The 14,338-nt window shown below is 72.7% G+C and carries 15 protein-coding genes; 12 read left to right on the top strand and 3 right to left on the bottom strand.

The annotated features are described in order from the left end of the window. Positions 1-21: 21 nt before the first annotated feature. Positions 22-1,167, top strand: a complete 1,146-nt coding sequence (locus tag ABZ822_RS04575; protein WP_360846643.1) for a D-alanine--D-alanine ligase family protein — start codon at positions 22-24, stop codon at positions 1,165-1,167. A 49-nt stretch (positions 1,168-1,216) separates the two neighbouring features. On the opposite strand, the gene ABZ822_RS04580 is transcribed toward ABZ822_RS04575, so the two are convergent. Together ABZ822_RS04580 and ABZ822_RS04585 are read right to left on the bottom strand one after the other, a co-directional pair. After that, on the bottom strand, positions 1,217-1,723 hold the full coding sequence (locus ABZ822_RS04580) for a DUF3515 domain-containing protein (protein ID WP_360846645.1): 507 nt from the start codon (positions 1,721-1,723) through the stop codon (positions 1,217-1,219). Positions 1,724-1,743: 20 nt separating this feature from the next. Next, entirely contained in the window at positions 1,744-1,977 is a 234-nt protein-coding gene (locus ABZ822_RS04585) for an Lrp/AsnC ligand binding domain-containing protein (protein ID WP_064070330.1), read from the bottom strand. A 188-nt stretch (positions 1,978-2,165) separates the two neighbouring features. Between ABZ822_RS04585 and ABZ822_RS04590 the strand changes: the two genes are divergently transcribed. Together ABZ822_RS04590 and thiD are read left to right on the top strand one after the other, a co-directional pair. Continuing rightward, positions 2,166-3,134, top strand: coding sequence for a thiamine-phosphate kinase (locus tag ABZ822_RS04590; RefSeq protein ID WP_360846647.1), 969 nt, complete (start codon positions 2,166-2,168; stop codon positions 3,132-3,134). A 49-nt stretch (positions 3,135-3,183) separates the two neighbouring features. After that, positions 3,184-4,032 (top strand): bifunctional hydroxymethylpyrimidine kinase/phosphomethylpyrimidine kinase, encoded by an 849-nt coding sequence (thiD, locus tag ABZ822_RS04595; RefSeq protein WP_360846649.1) that lies wholly within the window; start codon positions 3,184-3,186, stop codon positions 4,030-4,032. Positions 4,033-4,176: 144 nt separating this feature from the next. Here the strand turns inward: thiD and rpmB are convergent, their stop codons facing one another. Further along, complete coding sequence (gene rpmB, locus ABZ822_RS04600; RefSeq protein WP_014628431.1) at positions 4,177-4,362, bottom strand: 50S ribosomal protein L28; 186 nt, start codon at positions 4,360-4,362, stop codon at positions 4,177-4,179. A 255-nt stretch (positions 4,363-4,617) separates the two neighbouring features. Here rpmB and ABZ822_RS04605 point away from each other — a divergent pair, with 255 nt between their 5' ends. The 9 genes from ABZ822_RS04605 (at position 4,618) to rnc (ending at position 14,220) form a co-directional block, all read left to right on the top strand. Further along, positions 4,618-6,777, top strand: coding sequence for a DAK2 domain-containing protein (locus ABZ822_RS04605; protein WP_360846652.1), 2,160 nt, complete (start codon positions 4,618-4,620; stop codon positions 6,775-6,777). 141 nt (positions 6,778-6,918) lie between these two features. Then, positions 6,919-9,135, top strand: a complete 2,217-nt coding sequence (gene recG, locus ABZ822_RS04610; RefSeq protein ID WP_360846653.1) for an ATP-dependent DNA helicase RecG — start codon at positions 6,919-6,921, stop codon at positions 9,133-9,135. Positions 9,136-9,405: 270 nt separating this feature from the next. After that, a complete protein-coding gene (locus ABZ822_RS04615) occupies positions 9,406-9,924 on the top strand; it encodes a hypothetical protein (protein WP_360846655.1) in 519 nt (172 codons plus the stop codon). A gap of 130 nt (positions 9,925-10,054) precedes the next feature. After that, positions 10,055-10,654 carry a 16S rRNA (guanine(966)-N(2))-methyltransferase RsmD gene (gene rsmD / locus ABZ822_RS04620; RefSeq protein ID WP_360846657.1) on the top strand — a complete coding sequence of 200 codons (600 nt, stop codon included), beginning with the start codon at positions 10,055-10,057 and terminating at the stop codon, positions 10,652-10,654. Between the two features lie 26 nt (positions 10,655-10,680). Beyond that, the gene (gene coaD / locus ABZ822_RS04625; RefSeq protein ID WP_360847074.1) at positions 10,681-11,166 is read left to right on the top strand and encodes a pantetheine-phosphate adenylyltransferase; all 486 of its coding nucleotides are present in this window, start codon (positions 10,681-10,683) and stop codon (positions 11,164-11,166) included. 127 nt (positions 11,167-11,293) lie between these two features. After that, positions 11,294-12,376, top strand: a complete 1,083-nt coding sequence (locus tag ABZ822_RS04630) for a cell division initiation protein (protein ID WP_360847077.1) — start codon at positions 11,294-11,296, stop codon at positions 12,374-12,376. Positions 12,377-12,558: 182 nt separating this feature from the next. Further along, the gene (locus ABZ822_RS04635; RefSeq protein WP_360847080.1) at positions 12,559-13,188 is read left to right on the top strand and encodes a YceD family protein; all 630 of its coding nucleotides are present in this window, start codon (positions 12,559-12,561) and stop codon (positions 13,186-13,188) included. A 2-nt stretch (positions 13,189-13,190) separates the two neighbouring features. Further along, positions 13,191-13,364, top strand: coding sequence for a 50S ribosomal protein L32 (rpmF, locus tag ABZ822_RS04640; protein WP_009714764.1), 174 nt, complete (start codon positions 13,191-13,193; stop codon positions 13,362-13,364). A gap of 19 nt (positions 13,365-13,383) precedes the next feature. Further along, positions 13,384-14,220 (top strand): ribonuclease III, encoded by an 837-nt coding sequence (gene rnc / locus ABZ822_RS04645; protein ID WP_360846660.1) that lies wholly within the window; start codon positions 13,384-13,386, stop codon positions 14,218-14,220. The last annotated feature ends 118 nt before the right edge of the window (positions 14,221-14,338 follow it).

Consider the following 14,338-nt stretch of genomic DNA (forward strand, 5'->3'; position numbering starts at 1 on the left):
GTTCGGTAGGGTCGTCGCGATATGAGCAGCGAGCACTCCCCCCAGAGCCCCAAGCCGCGCGTGGCCGTCGTCTTCGGCGGGCGCAGCTCGGAACACGCGATCTCCGTGGTCACCGCGGGCGCCGTGCTGAGCGCGATCGACCGAGGGAAGTACGACGTGCTGCCGATCGGGATCACGCCGGACGGCCGCTGGGCGCTCACCGCCGACGCCCCCGAGCGTATGGCGATCACCGACCGGAGGCTGCCCAGCGTCGAGGACGTCGCCGAGTCCTCCTCCGAGGGTGCCGTGCTGCTGCCGCTCGACCCGGCCAGCCGCGAGGTCGTGTACTCGGAGCCCGGCTCTGTGCCCAAGGCGCTCGGCGAGGTCGACGTCGTCTTCCCCGTCCTGCACGGCCCGTACGGCGAGGACGGCACGATCCAGGGAATGCTGGACCTCGCCGGGGTGCCGTACGTCGGCTCGGGCGTCCTCGCTTCCGCCGTCGGCATGGACAAGGAGTACATGAAGCGGGTCTTCATCTCCTACGGGCTGCCCGTCGGCCCGTACGAGGTGATCCGTCCCCGCGAGTGGGAGCAGGATCCCGCGGCCGCCCGCAAGAAGATCGTGGACTTCGCCGGCGACCACGGCTGGCCGCTCTTCGTGAAGCCCTCCCGGGCCGGTTCCTCGATGGGCATCACCAAGGTCACCGGACTCGAGGGTCTGGACGAGGCCGTCGAGGAGGCCCGGCGCCACGACCCCAAGATCCTCGTCGAGTCGCTGCTGCGGGGCCGGGAGATCGAGTGCGGAGTGCTGGAGTTCGAGGACGGGCCGCGCGCGAGCGTCCCCGCCGAGATCCCCTCCGAGGCCGACCACGCCTTCTACGACTTCGAGGCGAAGTACATCGACTCCGCCGCCGGGATCGTGCCCGCCCCCCTCACCGAGGACGAGACCGCCCGCGTCCGGGAGCTGGCCGTACGGGCCTTCGACGCCGCCTCCTGCGAGGGCCTGGTCCGCGCGGACTTCTTCCTGCTGGACAGCGGGGAGTTCGTGATCAACGAGATCAACACGATGCCCGGCTTCACGCCGATCTCCATGTACCCGCGGATGTGGCAGGAGACCGGCGTGAGCTACCCGGAACTGGTCGACCGGCTGATCCAGGCCGCGCTGCGGCGCCCCACCGGACTGCGCTGAGCCCTCCGCGACGCCGCACCCCGGCGCCCCGGGCCGCGCGGCCCGGGACTCACAGCTCGCTCGGCACGCTCTTCTTCACGGCCTTGGCGAGGTCGAGCAGCGGGCTCGTCTCGGGCGCGTACTTCCCCGGGACGGTCACCTCCACGTACGCCAGGCGGCCCGTGGTGGTGAAGCGGTAGCCGTCGTCCTGCTTCTCGGTGAGCCAGAGCACGCCGTTCACCTCCATCCCCTCGGCCGTGGGGTTGTAATGTTCACTTCCATGCGTGAGCAGCTCGGGCCGCGGCACCCCGCAGCGGAGCTGCACGGCCGGATCCCCCCAGTCCGCCGCGAAGTCCGAATCCGGCCCGTCGGCGCTCCGGTCGAGACCGTCCACCGACTTCGGCAGGGTCTCCTGGAGCTTCCGGCACAGATCGGCGGCTTCCGCGGACGGCTTGGGAACCGGGCGCGCGTCACCCTCGTCGCTGAAGGAGCAGCCGGAGAGCACGGACATGCCGACAGCGGTGGTCAGGAGCGCGGCAAGGGGCAGGCGGGAACGCCGGAGAGGAAATTCACTCACCGGCCGAGCATAGACGGGGGCTACAGATGAACCACCGGGCAGGTCAGGGTTCGTGTGATGCCGTCGACCTGCTGGACTTTCGCCACCACCATGCGGCCCAGCTCGTCCACGGTGTCGGCCTGCGCCCGCACGATCACGTCGTACGGTCCGGTCACATCCTCGGCCTGGATCACCCCCGGGATCTTGGCAATCGTCTCGGCGACGGTCGAGGCCTTGCCGACCTCGGTCTGGATCAGGATGTACGCCTGTACCACGGAACCTCCAGGGCGGCCACGAGGATCATGTGGAGAGAAGGGACGCCACGGTATCGCGTCGCGCAGCGGCACGGGGAGACCCGCGCGGCGCACGGCGTGCTCTGCGCGGCGGAGAGGACCAGGATGACCGTACCGGCACCACAGTCGGCAGGCGAGCGCAAAACCATTGGGGCAGAAGGGGCACACCGATGAAGGGCACCGTGGGCGAGCTGGGGGAGTTCGGGCTCATCAGGGAGCTGACCTCGCGGCTCACCACCACCCCCGCCGTACGGCTCGGGCCGGGGGACGACGCCGCGGTCGTGGCCGCGCCGGACCGGCGGGTGGTGGCCAGTACGGACGTACTCCTCGAGGGGCGGCACTTCCGCCGCGACTGGTCCACGGCGTACGACGTCGGGCGCAAGGGGGCCGCCCAGAACCTCGCCGACATCGCCGCCATGGGCGCCGTGCCCACGGCCCTGCTCCTGGCGCTCGTCGTCCCCGCCGACCTGCCCGTGACCTGGACGACCGAGCTGATGGACGGCATCCGGGACGAGTGCCAGGTGGCGGGCGCCGCCGTCGTCGGCGGCGACGTCGTACGCGGGGACACCATCACGGTCGCCATCACCGCGCTCGGCGATCTGCGCAACCACGAGCCGGTGACCCGCGCGGGCGCACAGCCGGGCGACGTCGTGGCCGTCACGGGCTGGCTGGGCTGGTCCGCCGCCGGGCACGCGGTCCTCTCGCGCGGGTTCCGCTCGCCGCGGGCCTTCGTCGAGGCGCACCGACGGCCCGAACCGCCGTACCACGCGGGCCCGGCCGCCGCGGGCCTCGGCGCGACCGCGATGACGGACGTGAGCGACGGACTGGTCGCCGACCTCGGGCACATCGCCGAGTCGAGCAAGGTGCGGATCGACCTGCGGTCCGCCGCGATCGACATCCCCACGCAGATGTCGGACATCGGACAGGCTGTCGGCGTCGACCCGATGACCTGGGTGCTGGGCGGGGGAGAGGACCACGCGATCGTGGCGACCTTCCCGCCGGACGTGAAACTCCCCGCCCGCTGGCGGGTGATCGGGGAGGTCCTCAACCCCTCCGCGCTGCCGCGGGTCACGGTGGACGGAGCGCCGTGGGACAAGGGCGGATGGGACCACTTCGGGGACGAGGAGGACGCCCCCTAGACTCCGACCCCGTGGCCAACGGCCGCAGGACAGCCGCAGGGAGAGCCGTATGGAGACTGGCCCGGGGGCGACGCCCCCCATACCGCCGCGCGTTCTGACGATCGCCGGTTCCGACTCCGGCGGAGGCGCGGGCATCCAGGCCGACCTCAAGACCATGCTGGCGCTGGGCACGCACGGGATGAGCGTGCTGACGGCCGTCACGGCGCAGAACTCCCGTGGTGTGCAAGGCGCGTGGGAACTGCCCGCCGACGCCGTACGGGCCCAGTTCCGCAGTGTCGTCGACGACATCGGCGTCCAGGCAGTGAAGACCGGCATGCTCGCGACGTCCGAACTCGTCGGCGCGGTCGCGGATCTGCTCACCGGTCTCCGGGTCCCCGTCGTCGTCGACCCGGTGGGTGTCTCCAAGCACGGCGACCCGCTGCTCGCCACCGAGGCCCTGGACTCCGTACGCGGCCGCCTGCTGCCGCTCGCGACGGTCGCCACCCCGAACACCGACGAGGTCGCGCAACTCACCGGGGTACGGGTCGCGGCGGAGGCCGATCTGCGGACGGCCGCGGAGGCCGTCCTCGCCTTCGGGCCGCGCTGGGCCCTGATCAAGGGCGGGCACCTGGACGGCGATGCCGTGGACCTGCTCACGGACGGCACCGAGGAGCACTGGCTCCGGGCCGGGCGGCACGACAACCGGCACACGCACGGCACGGGCTGCACGCTCGCCAGCGCGATCGCCGCCCAACTGGCCAAGGGGCAGGACGTGCCGGAGGCGGTGGCGGCGGCGAAGGAGTACGTGACGGGGGCGATCGCCGCGGGGTTCCCGCTGGGCGAGGGGATCGGCCCGGTCGACCACGGGTGGCGGTGGCGCCACGGGGGTACGGCGGGTCAGGACTCGACGGCGGGCTAGCGGGTCAGCGCCGTACGGCTCCGCGTAAGTGGCCGGTGCGGGGCTCCTGGCGAGTGGCCGGTGTGCGGGAACGCAAAAAAGCCGGTCCACCGTGGGTGGACCGGCTTCGGGCAACCGGTTGATGGCTGCGCTACGACGGGAACGTCAGCGCGCGACCTTGCCGGCCTTGATGCACGAGGTGCAGACGTTGAGCCGCTTCGGCGTCCGCCCGACCACTGCGCGCACCGTCTGGATGTTGGGGTTCCAACGACGGCGAGTGCGGCGGTGCGAGTGCGAAATGTTGTTGCCGAAGCCCGGCCCCTTGCCACAGACGTCGCAGTTGGCAGCCACGGGTCACTCCAAAGACTTCAGATGCACTTACAGTGAAATTCCGGCCTCGCCGAGATCAGTCTCTGACCGGCAGTTCCGGGTGGGAATGGCCCGGCTCGCGCCGGGCAACCGGAGCAGCATACAACGGCCGCTCCCGCAGAACGAAACTACCATGACCGGCCGGGGCCCCGGCCCCTGCCGGGACCGGCCCCGCGGCTACCCTGCGGAGCATCCCCTCCGCGCAATCCCTCCGCCCCCGGTCCGAGGAGGACGCTGGTGCCGCACACCCTCGACGCCACCACGGTACGCACGTGGTGCGGGCTGGCCCTCGAAGCGCTGGGGCAGGCCCGTGAGGGAATCGACGCGATCAACGTCTATCCGGTCGCGGACGGGGACACCGGGACGAATCTCTATCTGACCGTCGAGTCCGCGGCCCAGGCCGTGGACGCCGTCTTCGACGCGCACGCCGCGGTGGCCGACGAGGAGGGTCCTGCCTTCCCCGACGCCGTACGGGCCATGGCCCACGGTGCGCTGATCGGCGCACGCGGCAACTCGGGGACGATCCTCGCGCAGCTCCTGCGCGGCATGGCGGAGGTGCTGGCCGCGGAACCCGACGGCTCCGGCACCGGACCCTCGGGCGCCGGCGCCGAGAGGGTGGGCCGAACGCGCGGGTCCGACGCCGCCGAGGCGCTGCGCCGCGCCCTGCGACGGGCGGCGGAGTCGGCGTACGAGGCCGTCGCCCACCCCGTAGAGGGCACCGTCCTCACCGTGGCATCGGCCGCTGCCGACGCCGCCGGGCAGGCGGAGGGCGGTGCCGTGGCGGTGGCGCGTGCCGCGTACGAGGGGGCGCGCAAGGCACTGGAGGCGACCCCCGGTCAGCTCGACGTCCTGGCCCGCGCCGGTGTCGTGGACGCGGGCGGCTCAGGTCTCGTCACGGTCCTGGGGTCCTTGGTGGAGGCCGTCTCGGGCGAGACGGCGATGGGGCCCATCGCGGCGGCACCCTCCCGACGCGCGGCCACGTCGCCCCGTCCTGCGCCGGTTCCGCCGCTGCACTCCGCCGGTTCGGCAGCCCGTACCGCACCCGCGGCAGCGGCGCCCGCACAGCGGCGTGCCACCGACAGCGCCGCCGCGGTCGGCGCGGGGGAGGGCCACAGGACCGGTCACCCGTCGCCTGGGGCCGCGGTCGCGCCCTCGGTGCGCCAGTCAACCGGAAGCGGGGGCACGGCAGTTGAGGGGCGCGTCGGCGACGCCGCCCCGGCATCGGGCGCGGCCACGCGTCACGCGGCAGGTCCGGACGCCACCGGGAGCGCGCCGGGGGAGGCCCCCGTCCGCGCGGGCACCGCCCCCCGCCAGGCGGCGCGGGAGGAGCACGACGGGGCGGCCGAGACCGCTTGCGCGCCCCCGGAGCCGACGGGGCACCTGCCAGAGGCCGCGTTCCACCACCCCGGCGAGGGCCGGGCCGCCGTCGAGGGGCATGACGCCGGGCCCCGGTCGGGCCCCGCCTACGAGGTGATCTACCTCCTGGAGGCGACCGACGAGGCCGTCGCCGTCCTGCGTTCCCGCCTCGACGCCCTGGGGGACTCCCTCGTGGTGGTCGGCGGGGACGGGCTCTGGAACGTCCACGTCCATGTGGACGACGCCGGTGCGGCCGTCGAGGCGGGCGTCGACGCCGGGCGCCCGTACCGCATCCGGATCACCCACTTCGGCGCGGCCGCGGCGGCCGCGGAGAGCGCCCCCGGTGCCCCGGGCGAGGACCACGAGCGGACCGAACGGGCCGGCCGTGCCGTGGTGACCGTCGTCCCCGGCGAAGGGCTCGCCGCTCTGTGCCGGGAAGCCGGCGCGACCGTCGTCACCGCACGTCCCGGGGAGCCCCCCGCGAGCGGCGAGCTGGTGCAGGCCGTCCGCCGTGCGCACGCGCGCGAGGTCGTCCTGCTGCCCAACGACGCCGCCCTGCGCCACACGGCCGCCGCCGCCGTCGAGCAGGCGCGCGCCGAGGGAGTCAGGGTCGCGCTCATCCCGACCCGCTCCTGCGTCCAGGGGATCGCGGCCCTCGCGGTCCACGAGCCGGACCGCCGCTTCGACGAGGACGTCGTCGCCATGACCTCCGCCGCCGGCGCCACCCGGTACGCCGAACTGGCCGTCGCCGAGCGGCAGTCGTTCACCACGGCCGGGGTCTGCGAGGCCGGGGACGTCCTCGGCATGATCGACGGGGACGTGGCGGTGATCGGCGCCAGCCTGGAGGGAACCGCCGCGGTCCTGCTCGACCGGATGCTGGCCGCGGGCGGCGAGATGGTCACGCTCGTGCTCGGCTCCGGCATCCCGGACGACCTCGGCGAGACGCTGGAGGCGCACGTACGGGAGGGGCATCTCGCCGTGGACACCGTGGTCTACCGGGGTGGCCAGCCGTCCGTACCGCTGCTCATCGGCGTGGAGTGAGGGCGGGCGCCGCCGTACGGCACCGCGGGGAGACGTAGGTCCACGCGCTGCCGCGGGGCGGGTGCGGCGCGTGCGCCGGACGGGGCGTCCGGAGCGCGCGCGGACGTCACGATGCGGGTTCTGTCACACCCATGGTGTGCAATGGACGGCGTGCCCGCGCTGGATGAATCCCTGAAGAAGACCGTCGGCGGCACCACCGCGAAGGTGATGGCCGACCAGCTCGGCCTGCACACGGTGGGCGACCTCCTGCACCACTACCCGCGGCGCTACGCCGAGCGCGGCGAGCTGACGCGCCTCGCCGACCTCCCGCTGGACGAGCACGTCACGGTCGTCGCGCAGGTCGCCAAGGCGGCGAAGAAGACCTTCAACCGCGGCAAGGGCGTGCGGCTGGAGGTCGTCGTCACCGACGGGAGCGGCTCCCTCACGCTGGTCTTCTTCGGCCGCGCGGCGCACCACCACGAGCGCGAACTGCTGCCCGGGCGGCGGGGGATGTTCGCCGGCAAGGTCTCGGTTTTCAACCGCGTACGCCAACTCGCCCACCCCGACTACGAACTGCTGGACCGCGCCGGGGACACCGACGCGGCCGAGGCGGTCGACGCCTTCGCGAACCAGCTGCTGCCGCTGTACCCGGCGTGCAAGCAGCTCCCGTCCTGGAAGATCGCCAAGTCGGTCGGGGCGCTCCTGGACACCTTCGAGGCGGACGGCTGGCGCGACCTCGTCGACCCGCTGCCGCCGGAGCTGAGGGAGAGCAGGGGCCTGACCACGCTCCCCGAGGCGTTCCGCCGCGTCCACCGGCCGCGTACGAAGGCCGACATCGCCCTGGCCAAGGACCGCCTCAAGTGGGACGAGGCGTTCGTGCTCCAGGTCGCCCTGGCCCGCCGCCGCCGTGCCGAGAGCCAGTTGCCCGCCGTGCCCCGCGCCCCGCGTGAGGGCGGTCTGCTGGACGCGTTCGACGCCAAGCTGCCGTTCACGCTCACCGAGGGCCAGCGGAAGGTCTCCGCCGAGATCTTCGGCGACCTCGCGGGCGAGCACCCCATGCACCGCCTCCTCCAGGGTGAGGTCGGCAGCGGCAAGACCATGGTGGCGCTGCGCGCGATGCTCGGTGTCGTCGACGCGGGCGGGCAGGCCGCGATGCTCGCTCCGACCGAGGTGCTGGCCCAGCAGCACCACCGGTCCGTCGTCGAGATGATGGGCGAGCTGGCCCAGGGCGGCATGCTCGGCGGGGCGGAGGAGGCCACCAAGGTCGTCCTGCTGACCGGTTCGATGGGGGCCGCGGCCCGCCGCCAGGCGCTGCTCGACCTCGTCACCGGCGAGGCCGGGATCGTCATCGGCACCCATGCCCTGATCGAGGACAAGGTGCAGTTCCACGACCTGGGCCTGGTCGTGGTCGACGAGCAGCACCGGTTCGGTGTGGAGCAGCGCGACGCCCTGCGCGCCAAGGCCGACCGGCCGCCGCACCTGCTGGTGATGACCGCGACCCCGATCCCGCGCACGGTCGCGATGACGGTCTTCGGCGACCTGGAGACCTCCGTCCTGGACCAGTTGCCCGCCGGGCGCTCACCGATCGCCAGCCATGTCGTACCGGCCCAGGACAAGCCGCACTTCCTCACGCGCGCCTGGGAGCGGGTGCGCGAGGAGGTGGAGAACGGCCACCAGGCGTACGTGGTGTGCCCTCGTATCGGCGACGAGGAGGACGACAAGGCGGCCAAGGCGGCCAAGTCCTTGGAGGAGGACGGCGAGAAGCGGCCGCCGCTCGCCGTCCTGGAGACCGCGGAGAAGCTGACGACGGGCCCGCTGGCCGGGCTCCGGGTGGAGATCCTGCACGGCAGGATGCAGCCCGACGCCAAGGACGACGTGATGCGGCGGTTCGCGGCGGGCGAGGTGGGCGTCCTGGTCGCGACCACGGTCATCGAGGTCGGCGTCAACGTCCCGAACGCCACCGTGATGGTCATCATGGACGCCGACCGGTTCGGCGTCTCCCAGCTCCACCAGCTCCGCGGCCGGGTCGGCCGTGGTTCCGCCGCCGGGCTGTGCCTGCTGGTCAGCGACGCGCCCGAGGCGAGCCCTGCCCGCGCCAGGCTGGCCGCCGTGGCCGCCACGCTCGACGGCTTCGAGCTGTCCCGGATCGACCTGGAGCAGCGGCGGGAGGGCGATGTGCTGGGGCAGGCCCAGTCCGGCGTGCGGTCCTCGCTGCGGATGCTCGCGGTCATCGAGGACGAGGAGGTGATCGCGGCGGCCCGCGAGGAGGCCGTGGCGGTCGTCTCCGCGGACCCCGAGTTGACCGCACTCCCGGAGCTGCGCACGGCGCTGGACGCGCTCCTGGACGCCGAGCGCGAGCAGTACCTCGACAAGGGCTGACACCCGCAACGAGGGCCGACACCGGCGACGAGGGCCGGCACCCGCGGCAAGGGCCGACACTGGCGACAAGGGCCGGCATCCGTACCGAGCCGGGGCAGCCCGTACGGCAGGGGCCCGGGCCTGCGGAACCGATGCTTCCGCAGCCCGTCACCGCCTCTCCCCAACTCCCTTGGCGGCAGGCCCGATTGTCAGACCCCCCTGAGAAGATGGAACCAGTCCGAACCGATCCGACCGGTGATCGGCCGACTTGGACCATTGGGGGCTTGTTTCATGGCATTCCGGCATCTGAACGAACTGCCGCTCGGCGACAAGATCTTCCGGATCGAGCTGGCGAGCGACGACGACTGCACCGTCACCCTCACCGTGACCGGCTGGCACGAAGATTCCCCGGAGACCCTTCTCGCGTCCGGCGCCCTCACTCTCCCGCTCACCGAAGTCCCGCCGCTGCGTATCGCGCTCAACCGCGCCCTGCGCGCCCTCGCCCTCGTCGCCGACGTGGCCGAGCCCATCCCCGACCGCGACGTGCTGCGCGAGCTGTTCCCCGGCCATGGCGCGCCCTGGGTGCCGCAGCACGAGGAGGACCTGACCCAGCGCTTCCACGAGGGCGAGACGATCGCCCGGATAGCCGCCCGCTTCGGCCGCACGCCCGACTCGGTGCGCGCCAAGCTCCGCGAGCTCGGCCACGACCCGCGCCGCCCCGAGTTCTGCCCGCCCGACGGCTGCCTGTCCTGGTCGCGGTACGCCTCGCCCGCGCTCGTCGGAGCGCCGCAGGCGTCCGCCCAGGAGTAGCGGATATGCCGGCCGGATCCCCGCACGGCACGGAGGTGCGGGGATCCGGCCGGCGCGGGACGCCATATCGTGGAGGGGCGGCGGCCGTGCGGGGCCGCTGCCCCTGACAGAGACGAAGGACCGGACACCCATGACCCGCGTGATCGCCGGAGCCGCCGGCGGACGCCGCCTGGCCGTACCGCCGGGCAACGGCACCCGTCCCACCTCCGACCGGGCGCGCGAAGGCCTGTTCTCCACCTGGGAGTCGCTGCTCGGCGGCCTGGACGGCGCGCGGGTCCTGGACCTCTACGGCGGCTCTGGCGCCGTCGGACTGGAGGCGCTGTCCCGCGGGGCGGGACACGTTCTGCTCGTGGAGGCCGACACCCGCGCGGCCCGGACCATCCGGGACAACGTCCGCGTGATCGGTCTGCCCGGCGCCGAGGTCCGCGGCGCGCGTGCCGAGCACCTGCTCGCGGGGCCGGCCCCCGCCGACCCGTACGACGTGGTCTTCCTGGACCCGCCCTATGTGCTCCCGGATGACGATCTTCGCGAGATCCTGATCACACTCCGTACCGAAGGCTGGCTCGCGCATGATGCGCTCGTCACCGTGGAGCGCAGCACCCGAGGCGGTGAATTCCGGTGGCCGGCCGGGTTCGAAGGGCTGCGGGCCCGTCGCTACGGCGAGGGCACGCTTTGGTACGGTCGCGCCGCCTCGACGCGCACCACAGCACCGACCACCCGCGTGTCATGACCGGACCGGAGAGCGAGGAACCACAGTTGCGCCGCGCCGTCTGTCCGGGGTCCTTCGACCCCGTCACCAATGGACACCTCGACATCATCGGGCGTGCCTCGAAGCTGTACGACGAGGTGTACGTCGCCGTGATGATCAACAAGTCCAAGAAGGGCCTGTTCAGCGTCGACGAGCGGATCGACTTCCTGCAACGGGTCACCGCCGGGTACGGCAACGTCAAGGTCGAGGCCTTCCACGGCCTGCTGGTCGACTTCTGCAAGCAGCGCGACATCCCCGCGATCGTCAAGGGCCTGCGCGCGGTCAGCGACTTCGACTACGAGCTGCAGATGGCCCAGATGAACAACGGCCTCTCCGGCGTCGAGACCCTGTTCGTCCCCACCAACCCCACCTACAGCTTCCTCTCCTCCAGCCTGGTCAAGGAAGTCGCCGCCTGGGGCGGTGACGTGTCCCACCTCGTCCCGCCGCTGGTGCTGGAGGCGCTGGTCAAGCGCCTCGGCGAGCGCGAGGCCTGACGGCGGGCGGCGGAGCGCCGGTCGCCTCGCCGGTCTGACAGTTCGTCATCAGGTGTCGGCGGGGTGCCCCGTGGTCGTACAGTCGTCAGGACCCGACCCATCCCGGCAGAGAGTGGCGAACCCCAAGGTGGACGTGCAGAAGAAGCTCGACGAGATCGTCGAGGCGATCGGCAGCGCCCGGTCCATGCCCATGTCGGCCTCGTGCGTGGTCAACCGAGCCGAGCTGCTCGCCCTGCTCGAAGAGGTCCGTGAGGCTCTGCCCGGCTCGCTCGCCCAGGCGCAGGAACTGCTCGGCGGCCGTGACCGGATGGTCGACGAGGCCCGCGCCGAGGCGGAGCGGATCATCCAGGGCGCGCACGCCGAGCGCGGCTCGCTGGTGTCGGGCACCGAGGTCGCCCTGCGGTCCCAGCAGGAGGCCGACCGCATCGTGGCCGAGGCCCGCACGGAGGCCGAGGAGATCCGGGCCGAGGCCGACGACTACGTCGACAGCAAGCTCGCCAACTTCGAGGTCGTCCTCACCAAGACCATCGGCTCGGTGGACCGCGGCCGCGAGAAGCTTCTCGGCCGCGGCCCCGGCCTCGACGAGCAGGGGTACGTGGACGAGGACGCCCCCGAGCGCAGCGCCGACCCCGCCACCCTGCGCGACCGCGCCGACGCGTACGTGGACACCAAGCTGGGCGCCTTCGAGGCCGTGCTCTCCAAGACCCTGGAGGCGGTCGGCCGCGGCCGGCAGAAGCTGCACGGACAGCGGCCCAGCGACGAACTGGCCGCGCACATGGCCGCGCAGGACGGCGTCGCCCAGGCACCGCAGACCTCGGACGCCGAGTACCTGGCGGGCCTGGCCGCCCAGGACCAGCCCCGGCAGGCCCCGGCCCAGCCGCAGCTCCCGGCTCAGCCCCAGGTCCCGGCCCAGACGCAGCCGCAGCAGGACTACTACACCGCCGCCGCTGCCTACCAGCAGCAGGACGCCTACGGCTACCAGCAGGCGTACGGCCGGCAGCAGGACGCGTACGGCGCCTACCAGGACCCGTACGGCTACCAGCAGGGCTACGCCCCGGCCTACGCCCAGCAGCAGGCCCAGCAACAGCAGCAACAGCAGCAACAGGCGCAACAGGCACAGCAGGGAGGGGCGGCGCTGGACGAGACCAGCCTCTTCGACACGAGCATGATCGACCTCGACCAGCTCCGGCAGTACGAGCAGGGCCGCTGACAGACCCGGCACTCCGGGCCCGGGGCCGCCCGGGCACCGGGCGGATTGGGCCCACGGCGCCCCGTCCAGTATCCTGGCCCTTCGGTCGCGCGTACGTCCGCGATCACGGCTGCCCGCAGTACCCGGAGTGATCGCTCCGGGCGACCGGGCCGCCGGCACCGCAGCGTAGAAAGCAGGAAGCCCTGAACGCCCGCCTCGACCACCGCAACCCGCTCGTGTTCGACACGCACGAGCTGGGGCGGCGTCCTGGCGCGCTGCAGCGGCTCACCCGCTCCGTCGACGCCCCGGGCGATCTCGGTATCGAGGTCATCGGGGTGCCCGGCGACGCGACGGTGGAGCTCGACCTCCGCCTGGAGTCGGTCATGGAAGGGGTGCTCGTCACGGGCACCGCCCGTGCGCCGCTCAAGGGGGAGTGCGTAAGGTGTCTGGAGCCGCTGGAGCGAGAGCTCGAAGCGGACTTCCAGGAGATGTTCTCCTACCCCGACGCCGATGACCGGAGCCGCGAAGCGGAGTCCGGCGACGACGCCGAGGACGAGGACATGCTCTTCCTCGAGGACGGCCTGTTCGACCTCGAGCCCGTGCTGCGTGATGCGGTGGTGCTCGCACTGCCGCTGCAGCCGGTGTGCCGGGAGGACTGCCCCGGACTGTGCCCCGACTGCGGGGCGCGGCTCGTGGACGACCCGGACCACCACCACGACGCCGTCGACATGCGTTGGGCGGCACTGCAGGGACTCGCCGGTTCACTCAAGGGCGGCGAGAAGGACGACATGAGCGGCGCCGAAGCGGGCGTCGACGAGAAGCAGGAGAAGTAGCCGTGGCCGTTCCCAAGCGGAAGATGTCGCGCAGCAACACGCGTCACCGCCGGTCGCAGTGGAAGGCTGCGGTCCCCACCCTGGTGGCGTGCGAGCGCTGCCACGAGCCGAAGCAGCAGCACATCGCGTGCCCGAGCTGCGGCACCTACAACCGCCGCCAGGTCCTCGAGGTCTGAACGGCGGGTGACAGGCTTCATGTCGGACGCCAGTAAGCCGAAAAAGGCTCAGGCAGACAAGGCCTCGTCCCATGCGCTCCTGGAAGGGCGGCTCGGCTATCGGCTCGAGTCCGCCCTTCTGGTGCGTGCGCTGACCCACCGCTCGTACGCGTACGAGAACGGCGGTCTGCCCACCAACGAGCGGCTGGAGTTCCTCGGGGACTCCGTGCTCGGACTGGTGGTCACGGACACGCTGTACCGGATCCACCCGGACCTGCCCGAGGGCCAGCTGGCCAAGCTGCGGGCCGCGGTGGTCAACTCGCGCGCACTCGCCGGGGTCGGACGCGGCCTGGATCTGGGCTCGTTCATCCGGCTGGGCCGGGGCGAAGAGGGCACGGGAGGCCGGGACAAGGCATCGATCCTCGCGGACACCCTGGAAGCGGTGATCGGGGCCGTCTACCTGGACCAAGGACTCGACGCGGCCGCCGAGCTGGTGCACCGGCTCTTCGACCCGCTGATCGAGAAGTCCTCGAACCTTGGCGCGGGCCTGGACTGGAAGACCAGCCTCCAGGAGCTCACCGCCACCGAGGGTCTCGGGGTGCCCGAATACCTGGTCACCGAGACCGGGCCCGACCACGAGAAGACCTTCACGGCTGCCGCCCGCGTCGGTGGTGTCGCGTACGGCACCGGCACCGGCCGCAGCAAGAAGGAAGCCGAGCAGCAGGCGGCGGAGACCGCCTGGCGCGCGATCCGCGAGGCCGCGGACGCCGCGGCGAAGGCGGAGGCGGAGGGCGCTTCCGGCAACGGGAAGTCCGGAGCCGCCGGCGACGGCGGTTCCCAGGGCTCCCGCGCCAACGCCGACCACTCGGCAGGCTGACGCACCACCGCCCGGCCCCTCGCGGGGACGGGCGGTACGCGTCTCGAAGGCTTCTCTCGCGGCCCGGTCGGCACCCGGGCCGCAGGTCGTCGGGTCGTCACCGGGCCCGCCGTGCGCG

The sequence above is a fragment of the Streptomyces sp. NPDC047108 genome, assembly GCF_040643575.1.
Lineage (GTDB): Bacteria > Actinomycetota > Actinomycetes > Streptomycetales > Streptomycetaceae > Streptomyces.

Excerpts from the sequence above, each read along its gene's own strand:
- ABZ822_RS04575 (WP_360846643.1), top strand. The coding sequence starts at position 22 with ATGAGCAGCGAGCACTCCCCCCAGAGCCCCAAGCCGCGCGTGGCCGTC.
- ABZ822_RS04590 (WP_360846647.1), top strand. The coding sequence starts at position 2,166 with ATGAAGGGCACCGTGGGCGAGCTGGGGGAGTTCGGGCTCATCAGGGAG.
- thiD (WP_360846649.1), top strand. The coding sequence starts at position 3,184 with ATGGAGACTGGCCCGGGGGCGACGCCCCCCATACCGCCGCGCGTTCTG.
- recG (WP_360846653.1), top strand. The coding sequence starts at position 6,919 with ATGGACGGCGTGCCCGCGCTGGATGAATCCCTGAAGAAGACCGTCGGC.
- ABZ822_RS04615 (WP_360846655.1), top strand. The coding sequence starts at position 9,406 with ATGGCATTCCGGCATCTGAACGAACTGCCGCTCGGCGACAAGATCTTC.
- rsmD (WP_360846657.1), top strand. The coding sequence starts at position 10,055 with ATGACCCGCGTGATCGCCGGAGCCGCCGGCGGACGCCGCCTGGCCGTA.
- rnc (WP_360846660.1), top strand. The coding sequence starts at position 13,384 with ATGTCGGACGCCAGTAAGCCGAAAAAGGCTCAGGCAGACAAGGCCTCG.